General features: G+C 56.9%; 21 protein-coding genes. 12 read left to right on the top strand and 9 right to left on the bottom strand.

The genetic code is table 11. The features are described 5' to 3' along the window. Positions 1-250: 250 nt before the first annotated feature. The gene (locus ACP7BN_RS25975; RefSeq protein ID WP_426206653.1) at positions 251-1,744 is read right to left on the bottom strand and encodes a YifB family Mg chelatase-like AAA ATPase; all 1,494 of its coding nucleotides are present in this window, start codon (positions 1,742-1,744) and stop codon (positions 251-253) included. Positions 1,745-2,153: 409 nt separating this feature from the next. Between ACP7BN_RS25975 and ACP7BN_RS25970 the strand changes: the two genes are divergently transcribed. The 5 genes from ACP7BN_RS25970 to ACP7BN_RS25950 all read left to right on the top strand — a co-directional run bounded on the left by ACP7BN_RS25970 (position 2,154) and on the right by ACP7BN_RS25950 (position 6,169). Further along, on the top strand, positions 2,154-2,474 hold the full coding sequence (locus ACP7BN_RS25970) for a helix-turn-helix domain-containing protein (RefSeq protein WP_252875301.1): 321 nt from the start codon (positions 2,154-2,156) through the stop codon (positions 2,472-2,474). Positions 2,475-2,504: 30 nt separating this feature from the next. Further along, on the top strand, positions 2,505-3,485 hold the full coding sequence (locus ACP7BN_RS25965; protein ID WP_426206652.1) for an ABC-three component system protein: 981 nt from the start codon (positions 2,505-2,507) through the stop codon (positions 3,483-3,485). Positions 3,486-3,540: 55 nt separating this feature from the next. After that, positions 3,541-3,702 carry an ABC-three component system middle component 8 gene (locus ACP7BN_RS25960; protein WP_426206651.1) on the top strand — a complete coding sequence of 54 codons (162 nt, stop codon included), beginning with the start codon at positions 3,541-3,543 and terminating at the stop codon, positions 3,700-3,702. After that, on the top strand, positions 3,689-5,485 hold the full coding sequence (locus tag ACP7BN_RS25955; protein WP_426206650.1) for a DUF2326 domain-containing protein: 1,797 nt from the start codon (positions 3,689-3,691) through the stop codon (positions 5,483-5,485). The genes ACP7BN_RS25960 and ACP7BN_RS25955 overlap by 14 nt, the downstream gene beginning before the upstream one ends. A gap of 414 nt (positions 5,486-5,899) precedes the next feature. Then, positions 5,900-6,169, top strand: a complete 270-nt coding sequence (locus ACP7BN_RS25950) for a HigA family addiction module antitoxin (RefSeq protein ID WP_426206649.1) — start codon at positions 5,900-5,902, stop codon at positions 6,167-6,169. Here ACP7BN_RS25950 and ACP7BN_RS25945 read toward each other — a convergent pair. Together ACP7BN_RS25945 and ACP7BN_RS25940 are read right to left on the bottom strand one after the other, a co-directional pair. Further along, positions 6,164-6,685 carry a BRO-N domain-containing protein gene (locus tag ACP7BN_RS25945; RefSeq protein ID WP_426206648.1) on the bottom strand — a complete coding sequence of 174 codons (522 nt, stop codon included), beginning with the start codon at positions 6,683-6,685 and terminating at the stop codon, positions 6,164-6,166. The two genes, ACP7BN_RS25950 and ACP7BN_RS25945, sit on opposite strands and share 6 nt — an antisense overlap. 437 nt (positions 6,686-7,122) lie before the next feature. Then, positions 7,123-7,383 (bottom strand): accessory factor UbiK family protein, encoded by a 261-nt coding sequence (locus tag ACP7BN_RS25940; RefSeq protein ID WP_420647505.1) that lies wholly within the window; start codon positions 7,381-7,383, stop codon positions 7,123-7,125. A 399-nt stretch (positions 7,384-7,782) separates the two neighbouring features. Here ACP7BN_RS25940 and glnK point away from each other — a divergent pair, with 399 nt between their 5' ends. The 4 genes from glnK (at position 7,783) to sutA (ending at position 10,560) form a co-directional block, all read left to right on the top strand. Further along, complete coding sequence (gene glnK, locus ACP7BN_RS25935) at positions 7,783-8,121, top strand: P-II family nitrogen regulator (RefSeq protein WP_002555808.1); 339 nt, start codon at positions 7,783-7,785, stop codon at positions 8,119-8,121. A gap of 36 nt (positions 8,122-8,157) precedes the next feature. Then, entirely contained in the window at positions 8,158-9,495 is a 1,338-nt protein-coding gene (locus tag ACP7BN_RS25930; protein ID WP_420647504.1) for an ammonium transporter, read from the top strand. 215 nt (positions 9,496-9,710) lie between these two features. Further along, positions 9,711-10,136, top strand: coding sequence for a secondary thiamine-phosphate synthase enzyme YjbQ (locus ACP7BN_RS25925; RefSeq protein ID WP_420647503.1), 426 nt, complete (start codon positions 9,711-9,713; stop codon positions 10,134-10,136). A 100-nt stretch (positions 10,137-10,236) separates the two neighbouring features. Beyond that, complete coding sequence (gene sutA, locus ACP7BN_RS25920) at positions 10,237-10,560, top strand: transcriptional regulator SutA (protein ID WP_426206647.1); 324 nt, start codon at positions 10,237-10,239, stop codon at positions 10,558-10,560. 197 nt (positions 10,561-10,757) lie between these two features. On the opposite strand, the gene ACP7BN_RS25915 is transcribed toward sutA, so the two are convergent. From ACP7BN_RS25915 to lptM, 6 genes are read right to left on the bottom strand one after another with little or no spacing between them, the layout of a single operon-like run. Next, on the bottom strand, positions 10,758-11,462 hold the full coding sequence (locus tag ACP7BN_RS25915; RefSeq protein WP_426206646.1) for an HAD family hydrolase: 705 nt from the start codon (positions 11,460-11,462) through the stop codon (positions 10,758-10,760). Beyond that, positions 11,459-12,358: a tyrosine recombinase XerC gene (xerC, locus tag ACP7BN_RS25910; protein ID WP_426206645.1), complete on the bottom strand. Its 900-nt coding sequence runs from the start codon at positions 12,356-12,358 to the stop codon at positions 11,459-11,461. Before xerC ends, ACP7BN_RS25915 begins: the two co-directional genes overlap by 4 nt. 2 nt (positions 12,359-12,360) lie before the next feature. Next, positions 12,361-13,086, bottom strand: a complete 726-nt coding sequence (locus ACP7BN_RS25905) for a DUF484 family protein (RefSeq protein WP_426206644.1) — start codon at positions 13,084-13,086, stop codon at positions 12,361-12,363. Positions 13,087-13,099: 13 nt separating this feature from the next. Then, positions 13,100-13,930 carry a diaminopimelate epimerase gene (gene dapF / locus ACP7BN_RS25900; RefSeq protein ID WP_426206643.1) on the bottom strand — a complete coding sequence of 277 codons (831 nt, stop codon included), beginning with the start codon at positions 13,928-13,930 and terminating at the stop codon, positions 13,100-13,102. Positions 13,931-13,933: 3 nt separating this feature from the next. Further along, positions 13,934-15,181, bottom strand: a complete 1,248-nt coding sequence (gene lysA, locus ACP7BN_RS25895) for a diaminopimelate decarboxylase (RefSeq protein ID WP_426206642.1) — start codon at positions 15,179-15,181, stop codon at positions 13,934-13,936. A 9-nt stretch (positions 15,182-15,190) separates the two neighbouring features. Then, positions 15,191-15,373 (bottom strand): LPS translocon maturation chaperone LptM, encoded by a 183-nt coding sequence (gene lptM / locus ACP7BN_RS25890; RefSeq protein WP_420647496.1) that lies wholly within the window; start codon positions 15,371-15,373, stop codon positions 15,191-15,193. Positions 15,374-15,589: 216 nt separating this feature from the next. Between lptM and cyaY the strand changes: the two genes are divergently transcribed. The 3 genes from cyaY (at position 15,590) to rnk (ending at position 16,813) form a co-directional block, all read left to right on the top strand. Next, the gene (gene cyaY, locus ACP7BN_RS25885) at positions 15,590-15,922 is read left to right on the top strand and encodes an iron donor protein CyaY (protein ID WP_420647495.1); all 333 of its coding nucleotides are present in this window, start codon (positions 15,590-15,592) and stop codon (positions 15,920-15,922) included. Positions 15,923-15,926: 4 nt separating this feature from the next. Next, positions 15,927-16,145, top strand: a complete 219-nt coding sequence (locus ACP7BN_RS25880; protein WP_426206641.1) for a DUF1289 domain-containing protein — start codon at positions 15,927-15,929, stop codon at positions 16,143-16,145. A 257-nt stretch (positions 16,146-16,402) separates the two neighbouring features. Beyond that, positions 16,403-16,813 (top strand): nucleoside diphosphate kinase regulator, encoded by a 411-nt coding sequence (gene rnk / locus ACP7BN_RS25875; protein ID WP_420647493.1) that lies wholly within the window; start codon positions 16,403-16,405, stop codon positions 16,811-16,813. The last annotated feature ends 2 nt before the right edge of the window (positions 16,814-16,815 follow it).

Below are 16,815 nucleotides of genomic sequence, written 5' to 3'. Positions count from 1 at the left end.
TCTGATATTGGCGACTGCACTCATGCGGATGTTTATTTGTTGAACTGCTGCGCCCGGTGGGCAAAAGAAATCTTATCCATGATGAGTACCGCCTCGATATATGCTGTGTGAAAAGTCGATGCTTAATTAAAAACGCATATTTTATACAGAATGTTGCCGTTATATCACATAACGTCTGCGCACTATCAGTGTGCGAAATTTTTATTTGCGCAGGCTTACGCCGCTTGAGAGTGGCGCGTTGCGTCATCCTTCATTGGGTTGCCGGCCGATACTGCAATGCCTCGGCCAGATGCTCACGAGTGATCATGTCAAGTTGCTCGAGGTCCGCCAGTGTTCGCGCAACCTTGAGCAAACGGTGGGCCGAGCGTAGCGACAGGGTCAGGCGCTCGCATGCCGACTCGAGCCAGGTTTCATCGGCTGTGGATAACTTGCAGTGCTTCTTCAATCCCGGCAAATCGAGAAAAGCGTTGGCGCAGCCCTGGCGTTTCTGCTGGCGCTCTCGGGCGTCGGCCACCAGTGCCGCCGCGCTGGCGCTGTCGTCTCCCGGTTTCACTGCCGGGTTCAACGCCGTCGCCTCGCGCGCCACTGTCAGGTGCAGATCGATCCGGTCGAGCAGCGGGCCTGACAGCTTGTTGCGGTAGCGCTGCACCATGTCGGGTGTGCATGAACAACGCCCGGTCGGCTCGCCAAGATATCCACAGGGGCACGGATTCATCGCCGCCACCAGTTGGAACCTTGCGGGAAAGCGCACCCGTTCCTTGGCCCGGGAAATCACGATCCACCCGGATTCAAGCGGCTCGCGCAGAACTTCCAGTACCTTGCGATCAAATTCCGGCAGCTCATCGAGAAACAACACACCGTGATGGGCGAGGGTAATTTCGCCGGGTTGTGGTTTTGAACTGCCGCCGACCAATGCCGGGCCGGACGCCGAGTGATGTGGTTGGCGAAATGGACGCTGCGGCCAGTGGGTCAGCGGCGCGCCACTGGCGACTGACTGAATCGCTGCCACCTCCAGCGCTTCGCTCTCGGCCAGCGGCGGCAGCAACCCCGGTAACCGACTCGCCAACAACGTCTTGCCGGTGCCCGGTGGCCCGCTGAACAGCAAGTTGTGCGCCCCGGCCGCCGCAATCAGCAACGCGCGTTTGGCGGCTAACTGGCCCTGCACCTCACTCAGATCGGGATAGGGTTTACTGGCATGCATCAGCCCGTCCGAGACATACGGCTCAACCGGCGTATGCCCATTGAAATGCGCCACCGCCTCAAGCAGATGATCCACCGCAATCACCTTCAACCCCGACGCCAGACACGCCTCCTCGGCATTCGCGCGCGGCACCACCAGCGTGCGCCCGGCCTTGCGCGCCGCCAGCGCGGCCGGCAACACCCCGCGCACGGCTCGCACCGCGCCGGACAACGCCAGTTCACCCAGACACTCCACATCATCAAGCGTCAACGTCGGCACCTGCACACTTGCCGACAGAATCCCCAGCGCAATCGCCAGATCAAATCGCCCGCCATCCTTGGGCAGATCCGCCGGCGCCAGATTCAGCGTGATGCGCCGCGCCGGAAACTGCAGCCCGGAATTGATGATCGCGCTGCGCACCCGATCCTTGCTCTCCTTCACCGCGGCCTCGGGCAAGCCGACCATGGTCAGCGAGGGCAGACCGTTGGCCAGATGGACTTCGACGGTGACGGCGGGAGCATCCACACCAATCTGGGCGCGGCTGTGGACGATGGCGAGGGACATGGTCGTTCCTTGAGGTAAATCGGGGGCCGCTTCCTGCGGGTTTTTTAAGGGTAGTTGGGAGAATATATTTGGTGGAGCGGCTGCGGAGGTAAACCTTCTCTGGATGTTGCGGATTATGGTTCGTTGAATTAAGGGGTTGAAGACGAGCTAGCAGAGATGTGATTTCGTACGGTTTTAAGCACTTGCTGCTGATACCTGAACAGGTATAGTGCGGGTCGGAAAGAAATTGCTTTGCCGGAAATCAAATGTGGAGCGGAAATCTGAGAGATATTCCGTCCATTTGCGTACTGGAGCCTAGAGGCGTGAACCCTACCGACGACCGGACGATTCAATGCTATGCCGCAAGAGAGGTGGAACTGACAGTTGTCAGAAGCGGAGTTCGCCGCCGCAGAGCATTCAGAGGGAAATGATGAATCACAATGGCAATGCGCAAGCCACCAGTAGCGATCTGACCAAAAATGGCTTGGATGACGTAGAAGAACTGACAATAAAGGTTGCACTCTCGCTGAAGATCAATGAGTTAATCAATCAGCGCGGGCTAAGCCAGAAGGAAGCTGCGGCTATCATGGGTATGACCCAACCGAAAATTTCTCAAATACACCGCTATAAACTTCAAAATATTTCGTTAGAGCGGTTGATGCAGGCTTTGGTGTCTCTGGATCAACGCGTCGAAATTATAGTGCAGCCTGCACACCGTGCGCTTTGTGCCGGTATTACCGTAGCTGCTTGAGTTGCATAATCCAACGATGAGATTTTAGGGATGAAATTTGCGTACGAGGACATGAGCGATGATCAGTTTGAGACATTGGTCGTACTCATATGCCAGCGCCTGCTGGGCATTGCAGTTCAGGGGTTCGCTAAAGGCCCTGACGGGGGGCGCGATGCAAAATTTGTAGGTACCTCTCAAATGCACCCAAGCACATCGGCACCTTGGGTGGGAACGGTTATCATCCAAGCCAAGCACACAAATGGCTACAACCGTAGTTTTTCGGAACTTGATTTCTACAGCACGGCTAGTGAAAGCACGGTGATTGGTAAGGAAATTCCTCGTATTCAGAAATTGCGGAGCGCCAAGCAACTCGATCACTACATGTTGTTCGCGAACCGCCGCCTGACGGGTAATGCGGAAACAGATATACGCAACCACATTGAAACTGAGTGCGAAGTTCCCGCTGCGTCGCTCTACTTATGTGGCGTGGAACAGTTGGAAATTTTTTTAAAGCGTTTTCCTGAAGTAGCTAAGGAAGCGAATCTGGATGCGTTGGATTCTCCGCTGATCGTCAGTTCGGAAGATCTCGCGGCTGTCGTGGAGGCTCTTGCTCGTCAGATAGATGGCATCACGACGTTACTTGACGATCCGCCAACTCAGCGTGTGACCTATGAAGAAAAAAACGTCCTTAACAACATGACGGCGGAATATGCGAAGGTTCTTCGGCGAAAATATTTGAAGGAGACCGCCCCAATACGTACTTTTCTTGCGGCCCCGGAAAATATTGATTTATTGCGATTGTATGAATCGGTGGCGGATGAATTTCAGCTGAAGATCATAGCGCGGCGTAAGAATTACCATACCTTCGACCAAGTCATGGAGTATTTGGTGGATCTTCTGTTTGGTCGAGATGCTGTGTTGCGACAGCTTGGTCACAAGCGACTAACACGTGCGGTGCTTTTCTATATGTATTGGAATTGCGATATCGGGGAGGTGGAAGATGCTTCGTCCGACAAAACACTCACACCCTGACCGAACAGTGATAAATGTGTCGATGCTTTTATTATCCCGATTGAAGAGTCGTCGCGTGGATGAATACGATGTATTGAGAAAATATGCCAAAAAAACCGTTGTCGGCGGTGATGTGCTATTTTTACCAGCACTTAATTTTCTTTATTTGATGGGCTTGATTGAATATCGTCCGAAAACAGATGCTGTCGAATATGTGGGGCCAAATGAAGCTTTCTAAACTTTATTGCGATAATCCCAGTGCGTTTGAACCTGTGGAATTTGTATCCGGGCTAAATGTGGTGATGGCGGAGATTCGCCTGCCAGAGAATCGCAACAAAGACACCCACAATCTTGGCAAGACGACGCTCGGTCGTCTGCTGGATTTTGGTTTTTTAGCTGGAAAGGATTCAAAGTTTTTCTTATTTAAGCACTTAGAGTTGTTCGAGGATTTCGTGTTTTTTCTCGAAGTTGAACTTGAGGACGCATCGTTCGTTACTATTCGGCGCAGTGTAAAGGATGCGACGAAGATCAGTTTCAAAAAACATGAAGCTGGTCATCAAGACTTTTCGAATTTGTCGCTGGCGGACTGGGATCATCAAAACGTGCCGTTTGATCGCGCTCGTGATCTACTTGACGGTTTGCTCGACTGGCGAGCTCTTAAGCCATTTTCCTATCGGAAGGCTTTGGGTTACCTGCTGCGCTCCCAGGAGGACTTTCGAGAAGTATTTCAACTTCGTAAATTTGCCTCTAAGCATGCAGATTGGAAGCCATTTCTTGCTCATATGCTAGGATTCGATGCGAAGATTATTATTGAGCATTATGAGAAAGAACAGGAGTTGAGCAAAAAGCAAGAAGTCGCTCAAACTATCAAAAAAGAATTGGGTGGTTCGGTAGAAGATAGTAGCAAGATTGAGGGCATGTTGCTGCTTAAGCAGAAAGATGCTGAAAAAAAACAGCAGTTGTTAGATTCGTTTGATTTTCGAGAACATGATAAGGATCGTACCAAGTCATTAGTTGACGATGTTGACGAAGGTATTGCAGCTCTTAATGCTAAGCGTTACTCCCTGAGTCAGAGTAAGAAGAAAATTCAAGTTTCCCTTGGGGAAGATCAGATTCTGTTCAATCCAGACGAAGCGGAGCGACTCTTCTTAGAAGCTGGCGTTCTTTTTCAAGGGCAAGTAAAAAAGGATTTTCAACAGTTGATCGCTTTCAATCGTGCGATTACAGAGGAGCGTCGAGGTTATCTTAAAGAAGAGTTTGCTGAAATCGAGCTTGAACTGAAGGAAGTGAATTCGAAGCTCAATGCTTTAGGGGAAAAACGGTCAGGTATGCTCACTTTTTTGAGTGCAACGGATGTATTCAAAAAGTATAAAGAGGTTTCCGATGATATGGTCAGCTTACGAGCGGATATCAGCTTGTTGGAAAGCCAGCGAGGTCATCTGCATCGACTTCAGGAACTGAGATCCCAAATTCGTGGCCTGACGGAAGAGTGCAGCCATCTTCAGGTTCAAATCGAAGCCGATGTCGAGAAACAAAACTCGGATCCGGATAGCCTATTTTCTTCGATACGAGTGTATTTCAGCGAGATTGTCGAGGAGGTTATTGATCGTAAAGCTTTGCTAAGCGTAGCTCCGAATCAACTAGGCCATTTGGAGTTCAAGGCAGAAATTCTTGATGGTTCTGGCAACGCAACTAGTGCTGACCTAGGTCACACCTATCGCAAACTCCTATGTGTCGCTTTCGACCTCGCCGTCGTGAGGGCACATCTGAACGAAAAGTTTCCACTATTTGTGTACCACGACGGCGTGTTTGAATCTTTAGATGATCGGAAGAAAGAGAATCTGCTAGCGGTGATTAGGCGTTACTCTAATTTAGGACTGCAGTCCATTATAACGTTGATCGACTCGGATCTACCCGTACGCACGGAAGATCCGGATCCTATCTTTAGCCCTGATGAAGTTATTGTTTTGTTACACGACGAAGGCGATCAGGGTAGGCTTTTCAAGCTCAGAGGTTGGTAGATTTGGTCGGAGCTCAGTCCATCTCTGAAGTAGTGTTCCTCGGTTTTCTTTCCGGCTAACCTACCACTTGGTTCGAGTTCTTTACCGTACTTGGACGCTACCTCAATAAAACGACGCTGATTGGCTGAAATACCTCCGGCTAACCGAAGTGCTTCGGTGTGATATCCAACAATCTCCTGCAGCCTTGCCCTTCTCTTTTTGTCTTTCATTAAGGCCTCGATTTTTGAGGTGACAGATGCTTCGTTGGCCACCGTAGTACAAGGAGGAAGGGTCGCGTAATCAGGCGTAGACGCTGATTTTTGTAGGGCCATGCCCTAATAGTTGTAGGACGCCGGCGAAACGGTTTTGATCATCTTGTTTCCCTGAACCGGATGCTCCAGTTTGGCCACTCAACGCAGCCTATGGAGGCGAAAAATGGACCGCAATGGTATGCGCCCGATTCATCCGGGCGAGGTTCTGAATAAGGAATTCATGGAGCCGTTTGGCATGACTGTCATGGATCTGGCCATGCCCACGAAATGGCCCGAAAGTGAGATCGAAAAGCTTGTGAAATGCCAGCTCAGGATCTGCTCCGACCTGGCAATCAGCCTTGCCATTCATCTCAACACTACGCCTGAGTTCTGGATGAGTCTCCAATCGACTTACGATTTGCGCAGAGCCCAGCTCCGGCATGCGGGCTTATAGCGATTGCAGCATCCTCGAAGCCCTTTTCCACCATGGCTCCGCCATTGGGCGCTTGGTCTGTTCCCGTTCCACCATCATCTGCGGCACATCCTGCAACCGTATCCACGGCTGGTTATTCCAGTGCAGCAAACTCAGCGACATGTCCGGCCAGTTGAGCAGGCTCAGCAGTGGGCGTTCGGTTGTGGTCGGTTGTTGTGCGTCGCGCAGCGCGGGGACGATTTCGTGGGTGAGCCATTCGCGTAGCGCGCGGTATTCGGGGCAGTAGTGGTAGACGAGGAGGGCATAGACGCCGGATTCGCTGATCAGCAGGGTGGTTTCGACGTGGCCGTGGATCAGGGTTTTTCGGGTCTGGTATTGGTCGGAGTCGAGTTTTCGCAGGATGCGTTCGTTGAGGTAGATGTGCAGGAGTCGGCCGAGGTCGCGGGCGCTGAACCAGGGTTGGTTTTGCAGGAGGAGGGCGTGGAGGTGGAGTTTGTGGCGGATGAAGACGTTGGGAATTAAATGGTTTTCGTCCATTGGTTTAGTTCTCGAATTCACATGAGAGAAAAACTGCCTCTGATCGTCGCCAAACGAAAAGGGTGGCAGCTCTGCGCAGGTTGGCGAACCGGTGAATTCGAAACCGGCAGACCGTGAGGTCTCCCACGCAAAGCCGCCATAACTCGAGAAGCGGAGAACCTCCTCTTCTGATGTGGCCGCATTGCGTCGAATTCGATCCAGGTCGCCAAACCCAGTGCTGAACATTCAGCATGGGGTGAGCTTAGAAACCTGGACTTCACGACGCAATCGGACGGCGGGGGTAAAGCTTGTAGGAAGTTGCCGGGATTGTTGCGGGGCTGAAGATCAAAAGATCGTCCGAACGCGGCCCGAGCCTGCGGCAGCTCCTACAGATGAAGCTGAAGGTCGTTCCGACCTTTGATCGCTAGCAGGCTAGCTCCCACAGGGGGAAAGAGGTGTTATTCCGCTGGCGGAGTCAGCCTGGCTTCCATCTCGGCCACTTTGGCTTCGAGGCTTTCCAGTCGAGCGCGAGTGCGCGCCAAAACCACCATCTGGCTATCAAACTCTTCCCGGCTCACCAGATCGAGTTTGCTGAATGCACTCTGCAGCAGCATCTTGAACTGGCTTTCGATTTCGGCTTTCGGCAGCGGGGTGTCGCCGTTGAACAGGCGGGAGGCGGTGCCGCTCAGGGCGTCGAGGAAGTCTTTGGGCGCGAGCATGGGAAATGTCCTGAAAACAATGGCCGGCAGTGTATCACGCAGTGTCTATAGTCAATCGCGCAGGCACGGATGCACGCTTTTCGCGCAAGCGGCCGGGCGTCGACGCACCGTTGTTGTGCGTATCCGCTCGGCGGATTTCGTGAAGGCGCCTGCGGCAGCGGCCAAGGGATTGAATTCAGAGGTATTTGGCGAGATGGCAAGCTTTCTGCTTAGTCACCTTCGACCCATGCACTGATGCAGTCGCTGTGACGAATGCAGTGCGGCAGACGGAGCGGGGAGTTTCGTCTGGAGCGGTTAGCTGGCGGCGACATCCAAGCGTTACAAAGCCAGGCACTGCGCTTAGACTTGAGTCGGGTTTGTTTTCCTGGGGCAAGTCCACCAATTCGGGAGAGAGTTTTCATGAAGCTAGTCACTGCCATCATCAAGCCGTTCAAGTTGGACGACGTGCGCGAGTCGCTGTCCGAGATCGGCGTGCAGGGCATTACCGTTACTGAAGTCAAAGGCTTCGGACGGCAGAAGGGTCACACCGAGCTGTATCGCGGCGCGGAATATGTGGTCGATTTTCTGCCCAAGGTGAAAATCGACGTTGCAATTGACGACAAGGATCTGGACCGCGTTATCGAGGCGATAACCAAGGCGGCCAACACCGGCAAGATCGGTGACGGCAAGATCTTCGTGGTGAATCTGGAACAGGCGATTCGCATCCGTACCGGCGAAACCGATACCGACGCAATTTAAGCCGCCACAAACCCCAACGCCCCAGGAGAAAACAATATGACTCTGCGTAAATTCGCAGGGCTTGGAGCCCTGTTGTCTATCGTAATGCCCGGCCTGGCCATGGCGGCAGACGAAGTGGCAGCTCCAGTCCTGAACTCCGGCGACACCGCCTGGATGCTTACCGCTACTGCCCTCGTGCTGTTCATGACGATTCCAGGCCTCGCGCTGTTCTACGGCGGCATGGTTCGTTCGAAAAACATTCTTTCCGTGATGATGCAGTGCTTCGCCATTACCGGTCTGATCAGCGTCCTGTGGGTCATTTATGGCTACAGCATCGCGTTCGACACCACCGGCATGGAGCAGGGCGTCGTCAACTTCAACTCCTTCGTCGGCGGCTTTGGCAAGGCGTTCCTTGCCGGCGTTACCCCGGCGAGCATTACCGGTCCTGCGGCGCTGTTCCCCGAGGCGGTCTTCATCACCTTTCAGATGACCTTTGCGATCATCACCCCGGCGCTGATCGTCGGTGCGTTTGCCGAGCGGATGAAGTTTTCGGCGATGCTGATCTTCATGGCCATCTGGTTCACCCTGGTGTATGCGCCGATTGCGCACATGGTCTGGGCCGGCAATGGTGGCCTGATGTGGGACTGGGGCGTGCTCGATTTCGCGGGCGGCACTGTGGTTCATATCAACGCCGGTATCGCGGGACTGGTTGCCTGCCTGGTGCTGGGCAAGCGTAAAGGCTTCCCGACCACCCCGATGGCTCCGCACAATCTTGGTTACACCCTGATGGGCGCCGCCATGCTCTGGGTTGGCTGGTTCGGCTTCAACGCAGGCTCCGCTGTGGCTGCCAACGGCACCGCCGGCATGGCGATGCTGGTGACTCAGATTGCGACCGCCGCTGCGGCACTGGGCTGGATGTTTGCCGAGTGGGTCACTCACGGCAAGCCGAGCGCACTGGGCATTGCCTCGGGTGTGGTTGCCGGTCTGGTGGCGATTACTCCGGCTGCCGGCACCGTGGGCCCGATGGGCGCACTGGTCATCGGTCTGGCGGCGGGCGTGGTGTGCTTCTTCTGCGCCACCACCCTGAAACGCAAAATGGGTTATGACGATTCCCTCGACGCCTTCGGCGTGCACGGCATCGGCGGTATTCTCGGCGCGATCCTCACTGGCGTGTTCGCTGCACCGGCGCTGGGCGGCTTCGGCACCGTCACCGATATCGGTGCGCAAGTCTGGATTCAAATCAAAGGCGTGGGCTTCACGGTGATCTACACCGCGATCGTCACCTTTATCATCCTCAAGGTGCTGGACGCCGTCATGGGTCTGCGTGTGACCGAGGAAGAAGAAGCGGTGGGCCTCGATCTGGCTCAACACAACGAACGCGGCTACAACCTGTAAGACGCGCAGCAAAAAAACTTGCCCGGTTCGCCGGGCATTTTTTTGCGCGCAATTTGTCATCAACTGACAGGCTGAAAGGATTTTTCGTACTGCTTTAGTCGTGTTTACGACGACGGTTTTTCTACGGCGAAAGGCTTACGCAATGGCAGGAATATTAGGGACTTTGTTTTTTCCCAGAGCGCGCTAGAATGCGCCCCGAACGTGCGGAGAACTGTATGTGGCAACAGACTCTGATTACCCTGCGGGCAAGGCCTCGGGGCTTTCATCTGGTAACGGACGAGTTGATCGAAGGCCTGCCTGAACTCAAGGCGTGCCGGGTCGGTCTGTTGCATTTGTGGCTACAGCACACCTCGGCCTCGTTGACCATCAACGAGAACGCCGACCCGGCGGTACGTCGCGACTTCGAACGATTTTTCAATCGTCTGATCCCACAAGGTACAGACGGCTACGAGCATAACGACGAAGGCCTGGACGACCTCCCGGCGCACTTCAAAGCCAGCGTGCTTGGCTGTCAGTTGAGTCTGCCGATATCGGCAGGGCGGCTGGCACTGGGAACCTGGCAAGGCGTTTATCTGGGCGAGCACCGAGATCATGGCGGTGCGCGTAAAGTCCTTGCCACCGTTTACGGTGAACAGGCATAGCCGCTGGTCTGCAGTGGCGAACGATTTTTTCCGGCAACTTTCGACAGTTGTCAAAGCTGGTCTATAACTAATCTGCTTTTCGCAAGTCATGAGGTAGAACATGAGCGACGATGATCTGGAAACCGACGACCTCGAAGTAGGCGACGAAGACGAGGCCGACGAAGGCCTGGAAGCGGCAGCGGATGACGTTGCCGATGAAGACGGTGGCGATACGCCGGTCCCTGTTGCCAAAGGCAAAGCCAAGGCTGCGGTATCAGTCGATGAATTGCCGAGCGTTGAAGCCAAGAACAAAGAGCGCGACGCCCTGGCCAAGGCCATGGAAGAGTTCCTGTCGCGTGGCGGAAAAGTGCAGGAAGTGGAGGCCAATGTGGTCGCCGATCCGCCGAAGAAGCCGGACAACAAGTACGGCAGCCGCCCTATCTGAGGCGTGCCGCTTGCTTGCTGAGAGAGCCCGCCGCTATTGCGGGCTTTTTCATGGGCGAAAGAAAAATGTGAATGCGATACCGATCCTGTGGGAGCTGGCTTGCCAGCGATGGCGGCCTGTCAGACAACATTGATGTTGAATGTGCAAACCTCATCGCTGGCAAGCCAGCTCCCACAGGGAATGATGTAAATTCAGGGTCAGTGTTGGGCATTCCAGCGGGCGAGGACGGCTGGCAGTTCGGTCAGGCTGCGGATCTCGGCATCCGGCAAGCGCTCTGCTTCCCAGACCTTGCCCGCCGGGTTGAACCACACCGCGCGCAGGCCCGCCTGCTGGGCTCCGGCGATGTCATCGCCGGGATGATCGCCGATATGCACCGCCGCATCCGCACTCACGCCGCCGCGCTGCAAGGCTTCGTGAAAAAGCCGCACATCCGGTTTGGCGATGCCGATGTCTTCGGCGCACAGGGCAAACTTGAAATAATCGGCCAGACCCAAACGGCGCACATCGGCATTGCCGTTGGTGACCACGCCGAGGGCGTAGTGATTGGCCAGTGCTTCGAGGGTTGGTACGACCTCGGGGAACACTTCGATCTGATGTCGCGCATGCAGGAACACTTGGAAGCTTTTGTCGGCCAGATCAGAAGCCTCGCCATGACCGTACCCTGCGTCTTCCAGTGCATGAAACAGCACCCGCCGACGCAGCGCGCTGATGCGGTGCTTGAGCCCCGGCTCGCTGGCCAGCACGCGCTCGCGGATTGCCCACAGGTGTTCCACCGGCACTGCACCGAGATTCGGCGCGTGTTCGCTCAGCCATGCACGCAAAACCGCTTCAGCGCTGACGATCACCGGCCCGGTGTCCCACAGGGTGTCGTCAAGGTCGAAAGTGATCAACTGGATGCTCATGAATCATCGCCTTTGCTGCGTTTGGCCCGTGGGTGGGCGCTGTCGTAGACCGCCGCCAGGTGCTGGAAGTCCAGGTGGGTGTAGATCTGGGTGGTCTTGATGTCCGAGTGCCCGAGCAATTCCTGCACCGCGCGCAGGTCCTGCGAGGACTCCAGCAAGTGGCTGGCGAAGGAGTGCCGCAGCATGTGCGGGTGCAGGTTTTGCCCCAGTTCGCGCTCGCCGGCCAGTTTTACTCGTACCTGAATCGCCCGTGGGCCGAGGCGTCGGCCTTGCTGGCTGACGAATACAGCGTCATCTACCGGGTTGGCCATGGCCCGCAGTGGCAGCCAGTGTTCCAGCGCTTCGCGGGCCTTTTTGCCGACCGGCAGCAGGCGCGTCTTGCTGCCTTTGCCGAGCACCTGAACCATGCCGTCGGCCAGATCCAGCTGATCAAGATTAAGTCCGGTCAGCTCCGAAAGACGCAGCCCGGAGGAATAGAACAACTCGAGAATCGCCTGATCACGGCGCGCCAGAAAATCATCCTCGACCGCGCCTTCCAGCAGTTGCAGCGCACGGTCGGCATCGAGGGTTTTCGGCAGTCGGCGTTCACCTTTGGGCGGCGCTAGGCCGGTTGCCGGGTCGTGATCGCAAAGCCCTTCACGGTTCAGATAGTGATAGAGGCCACGGACTGCCGAGAGCAGCCGCGCAAGGCTGCGCGAGGATTGGCCCTGCCCGTGCAGGCGGGCGATCAGGCTGCGCAGACGTTGAATATCCAGCGCCTGCCAGCTGCCGACGTTCTGCTTGACGCACCAGCCGAGGACTTTATCCAGATCGCGGCGATAGGCCGACAGCGTATGTGGCGACACCTGTCGCTCACTGCGCAGGTGTTCGCAGTAAGCGTCCAGTTGCCGTTGCATGCTCAGCGTACCGAGCGCAGCGAGCTATTGACCCGTGGCAGCACGCGGCCCATGACTTCGGCGATGTAACTGAGGAACAGCGTGCCGACCGAACTCTTGTAATGCTGCGGATCGCGACTGGCGATCGCCAGAATCCCGTGAATGCCCTGGTTGCTCACGGCGACCACGGCGGTGGAACCGATCTGCGTGCGCTGTTCTTCGCCGAACAGGAAGTCCAGCTCATGTTCGCGCAAGACACCGCTGACGCTTTTGCCTTCGGTGAGCAGACCGCCGATGGCAACTTGTGCGTCGGCGTGGGTCTCCCAGCGGCCGACCGGCGCGGGATTGTCACCGAGCAGAATCAGGCTCACGAATGGAACCTGAAAGTCCTGGCGCAGACTGTCTTCAACGCCGATCACCACGTCTTCCAGAGTGGCGGCGTCCATCAGCGTAAGGATCAGGCGACGAGTCTTGTCGAACAGGCGATCGTTGTCGCGCGCGACGTCCATCAGGTGCGAGAGGCGGTGGCGCATCTCGATGTTGCGATCGCGCAGAATGCTCATCTGCCGTTCGACCAGCGAGATGGTGTCACCGCGCTGATGGGGAATGCGCATGGCAGGAAGCAGTTCTTCGTGCTCGATGAAGAAGTCCGGATGAGCCTCCAGGTATGCGGCAACCGCTGCCGCCTCCAGGCTCTCGGACGCTGATTCGTCGGACTCTCGGGCGGGTACCTGGGGCTTATCGGTCATGGCTTCTGCTCACTCAAAGACGCACTTGTCCTTCATATACTCGCACTGCCGGGCCGGTCATCAACACCGGTTGGCCGGGGCCTGCCCATTCAATGGACAAGCGCCCGCCCGGCAGGTCGATCAATAGCGGCGAATCCATCCACCCCTGGCTGATTGCAGCGACAGCTGCCGCGCACGCCCCGGTACCGCAGGCCTGGGTTTCCCCGGCCCCGCGCTCCCAGACGCGCAATTGTGCGCGGTTGCGGTCGATGACTTGCAGAAAACCGACATTGACCCGTGCCGGGAAGCGCGGGTGATGTTCGATTTTCGGCCCCAATTCATGCACGGGTGCACTGTTGATGTCCTGCACGCGCAGCACGGCGTGCGGATTGCCCATCGACACGGCGGCGAGTTCGACGCGGGTGCCGTCGACATCGACCTGATAGCTCAGGGCCTGCTCGGGTGCCTGGAACGGAATATCCGCCGGCACCAGACGCGGAGCGCCCATGTTCACGCCGATCTGGCCGTCGTTACGCACGTCCAGTTCGATGATGCCGCCTTTGGTCTCGACGCGGATCTGCCGTTTGGCGGTCAGACGCTTGTCGAGCACGAAGCGCGCGAAGCAGCGCGCACCGTTGCCGCACTGTTCCACTTCGGAACCGTCGGAGTTGAAGATCCGATAGCGGAAATCCACTTCCGGATTGCTCGGCGCTTCGACGATCAGCAACTGGTCGAAACCGATACCGGTGTGCCGGTCGCCCCATTGTTTGGCGTGCTTGGGCTGAATGTGCGCGTGCTGGCTGACCAGGTCGAGGACCATGAAGTCATTGCCCAAGCCGTGCATTTTAGTAAAACGCAGCAGCATGGGTTACTCCGGCAGCAGGCTTTCGCCGGCAAACAGCTCGGCCACGGTTTCGCGGCGACGCACTTCAAAAGCCTGATCGCCATCTACCAGCACCTCGGCCGCACGGCCGCGAGTGTTGTAGTTGGAGCTCATGACAAAACCGTAGGCGCCGGCCGAATGCACAGCCAGCAGGTCGCCTTCTTCCAGCGCCAGCGCACGATCCTTGGCGAGGAAGTCGCCGGTCTCGCAGATCGGGCCGACGATGTCGTAGTTGCGCGCGGCAGTGTCGCGCGGTTTGACCGCGGTGACGTCCATCCACGCCTGATACAGCGCCGGGCGGATCAGGTCGTTCATCGCCGCGTCGACGATGGCGAAATCTTTGTGCTCGGTGTGCTTGAGGTACTCGACCTGCGTCAGCAGCACGCCGGCGTTGGCGACGATGAAACGGCCCGGCTCGAATACCAGCGCCAGATCACGACCGTCGAGACGCTCGCGCACGGCTTTGATGTAGTCGGCAGCCAGTGGCGGCTCTTCATCGCGATAACGCACGCCCAAACCACCACCGAGATCGATGTGGCGCAGGTAGATGCCGCAATCGCTCAGACGGTCGACCAGTGCCAGCAGGCGATCGAGCGCATCGATGAATGGCGGCAGCGTGGTCAGTTGCGAGCCGATGTGGCAGTCAACGCCGACCACTTCCAGGTTCGGCAACTGCGCGGCACGCACGTACACGTCTTCGGCGTCGGCAATGGCGATGCCAAACTTGTTCTCTTTGAGACCGGTGGAAATGTACGGGTGGGTGCCGGCATCGACGTCCGGGTTGACGCGCAGCGAGATCGGCGCGCGCACGCCGAGTTCGGCGGCAACCACTTGCAGGCGTTCCAGCTCATCGGTGGATTCGACGTTGAAGCAATGCACGCCGACTTCGAGGGCGCGACGCATGTCTTCGCGGGTCTTGCCGACACCGGAGAACACGATCTTGTCCGCGCTGCCGCCAGCGGCCAGAACACGTTCCAGCTCGCCACCGGAGACGATGTCAAAACCGGCGCCAATGCGCGCCAGGACGTTCAACACACCGAGGTTGGAGTTGGCCTTGACCGCAAAGCACACCAGATGCGGCATGCCGGCCAGCGCATCGGCGTAAGCCCGATACTGGGCTTCGATGTGCGCGCGGGAGTAGACGTAGGTCGGCGTGCCGAAGCGTTCGGCGATGGCCGACAGCGCCACACCTTCCGCGAACAGCTCCCCGCCACGGTAGTTAAAAGCGTCCATGGCGATCCCTTAGTAAACGTCGTGCTTGTGTGCTTTGGAGGCAGGTTGTTGTTGCGACGACTTGGCTTGCTCGGCCGGATCCTGAGTGTCATCCGGCAGGTACAGCGGGCCTTTTTGACCGCAGGCCGAAATTAAACAGGCAAAAGCGACGAGCGAAGCGAGCGCAGCAAGGGATGAGATCAGGCGCTTCATGGCGAAATCCTTGAAAATGCGTTAATTGCGCCGGAGTATACCGGCCACCCGGCAGCTTGCCTATGCGACCGGGCACCCGTCCGGCGGGGCTTGTCCGATGACCGGTCAGTAATGTGCAATCCGGGCTCGCGCAGGTTGTTATCCTTTGCAATCGGCTGGCAGCGTCCGTATCTTGCGGCGCTTGTGCCTGATCAGACATTTTTTGAGGTTGCCGCAATGAGTTTGTCCGAAGCCCGTTTCCACGATCTGGTCGATGCCACCCAGCAAACGCTGGAGGACATCTTTGATGACAGCGATCTGGACATCGATCTGGAAAGTTCGGCCGGTGTGCTGACCGTCAAGTTCGAAAACGGCAGCCAGCTGATCTTCAGCCGTCAGGAACCGCTGCGTCAGCTGTGGCTGGCTGCGGTATCCGGCGGTTTCCACTTCGACTACGACGAAGACAGCCAGCGCTGGATGTGTGACAAGAGCGACGAGCAACTGGGCGAAATGCTTGAGCGCATCGTCCAGCAGCAGGCCGGCGCCGAGTTCGACTTCGAAGGTCTGTGACAGCGTGACTGATAGCGCTCCAATCCGTCCGCCAAAGCCGCTCTACAGCAATGTCAGCGCGGCCGTGCCTTCGCCGTGCAGCGGTGTGTGTCGGCTGGATGAACAGAAAGTCTGCCTCGGCTGCTTCCGGCATGTCGAAGACATTCGTGAATGGCGCTCGGCGGATGATCAGCGGCGCAGAGTCATCTGTGAGCAGGCTGCCGCACGCAAATCTCAAGCTTGACTAGAACCTGTGGCGAGGGAGCTTGCTCCCGCTGGGGCGCGCAGCGCACCTGAAAATCTTGACGACTGCTGCGCAGCCGAGCGGGAGCAAGCTCCCTCGCCACAAAGGAATTTGGCGCCACAGGGTGTGACTTGTATATTTTTTGAGCTGTGATAGTGTCCGGGAACGCCTCAACTCATCGAGGCCTGGTGAAAACCCCGCCTTTTTTGGCGGGGTTTTTTGCTTTTTTGTGCAGAAGAAAGGAGTCTGCCCGGATCATGACCGCACCTTCCATCACCCTTACCCGTCTGGACGTGCAACGTCTGGAGCGCCTGATCGACAGCCTGGACGACTCGCTGCCGGGCGTTATTGCGCTGCAAACCGAACTCGACCGCGCCGACACCGTGGTCGGTCACGATGAAGTGCCCGCCGATGTCGTGACGATGAATTCCCGTGTGCATTGCCGCGAAGAAGGCAGTGGCAAGGACTATCACCTGACGTTGGTTTATCCCAAGGATGCCAATGCCGATGAAGGCAAGATTTCGATTCTGGCACCGGTCGGCAGCGCGCTGCTGGGCCTGAAAGTCGGCCAGCATATCGACTGGCCGGCGCCTGGCGGCAAGACCTTGAAGCTGACCTTGCTCGAAGTCGAATCGCAGCCGGCCAACGGCGGCGCCTTCACCGAATAAGC

The sequence above is a fragment of the Pseudomonas sp. TWP3-1 genome (assembly GCF_049896625.1).
GTDB lineage: Bacteria > Pseudomonadota > Gammaproteobacteria > Pseudomonadales > Pseudomonadaceae > Aquipseudomonas.
The sequence above is the reverse complement of the archived record's forward strand: the minus strand, read 5'-3'. Positions and strand labels throughout refer to the sequence as shown.

What these genes read in the sequence shown, in the direction of transcription:
- ACP7BN_RS25975 (WP_426206653.1), bottom strand. Translation starts at nt 1,744, where the DNA reads ATGTCCCTCGCCATCGTCCACAGCCGCGCCCAGATTGGTGTGGATGCT.
- ACP7BN_RS25970 (WP_252875301.1), top strand. Translation starts at nt 2,154, where the DNA reads ATGAATCACAATGGCAATGCGCAAGCCACCAGTAGCGATCTGACCAAA.
- ACP7BN_RS25965 (WP_426206652.1), top strand. Translation starts at nt 2,505, where the DNA reads ATGAAATTTGCGTACGAGGACATGAGCGATGATCAGTTTGAGACATTG.
- ACP7BN_RS25955 (WP_426206650.1), top strand. Translation starts at nt 3,689, where the DNA reads ATGAAGCTTTCTAAACTTTATTGCGATAATCCCAGTGCGTTTGAACCT.
- ACP7BN_RS25950 (WP_426206649.1), top strand. Translation starts at nt 5,900, where the DNA reads ATGGACCGCAATGGTATGCGCCCGATTCATCCGGGCGAGGTTCTGAAT.
- ACP7BN_RS25945 (WP_426206648.1), bottom strand. Translation starts at nt 6,685, where the DNA reads ATGGACGAAAACCATTTAATTCCCAACGTCTTCATCCGCCACAAACTC.
- ACP7BN_RS25940 (WP_420647505.1), bottom strand. Translation starts at nt 7,383, where the DNA reads ATGCTCGCGCCCAAAGACTTCCTCGACGCCCTGAGCGGCACCGCCTCC.
- glnK (WP_002555808.1), top strand. Translation starts at nt 7,783, where the DNA reads ATGAAGCTAGTCACTGCCATCATCAAGCCGTTCAAGTTGGACGACGTG.
- ACP7BN_RS25930 (WP_420647504.1), top strand. Translation starts at nt 8,158, where the DNA reads ATGACTCTGCGTAAATTCGCAGGGCTTGGAGCCCTGTTGTCTATCGTA.
- ACP7BN_RS25925 (WP_420647503.1), top strand. Translation starts at nt 9,711, where the DNA reads ATGTGGCAACAGACTCTGATTACCCTGCGGGCAAGGCCTCGGGGCTTT.
- sutA (WP_426206647.1), top strand. Translation starts at nt 10,237, where the DNA reads ATGAGCGACGATGATCTGGAAACCGACGACCTCGAAGTAGGCGACGAA.
- ACP7BN_RS25915 (WP_426206646.1), bottom strand. Translation starts at nt 11,462, where the DNA reads ATGAGCATCCAGTTGATCACTTTCGACCTTGACGACACCCTGTGGGAC.
- xerC (WP_426206645.1), bottom strand. Translation starts at nt 12,358, where the DNA reads ATGCAACGGCAACTGGACGCTTACTGCGAACACCTGCGCAGTGAGCGA.
- ACP7BN_RS25905 (WP_426206644.1), bottom strand. Translation starts at nt 13,086, where the DNA reads ATGACCGATAAGCCCCAGGTACCCGCCCGAGAGTCCGACGAATCAGCG.
- dapF (WP_426206643.1), bottom strand. Translation starts at nt 13,930, where the DNA reads ATGCTGCTGCGTTTTACTAAAATGCACGGCTTGGGCAATGACTTCATG.
- lysA (WP_426206642.1), bottom strand. Translation starts at nt 15,181, where the DNA reads ATGGACGCTTTTAACTACCGTGGCGGGGAGCTGTTCGCGGAAGGTGTG.
- lptM (WP_420647496.1), bottom strand. Translation starts at nt 15,373, where the DNA reads ATGAAGCGCCTGATCTCATCCCTTGCTGCGCTCGCTTCGCTCGTCGCT.
- cyaY (WP_420647495.1), top strand. Translation starts at nt 15,590, where the DNA reads ATGAGTTTGTCCGAAGCCCGTTTCCACGATCTGGTCGATGCCACCCAG.
- rnk (WP_420647493.1), top strand. Translation starts at nt 16,403, where the DNA reads ATGACCGCACCTTCCATCACCCTTACCCGTCTGGACGTGCAACGTCTG.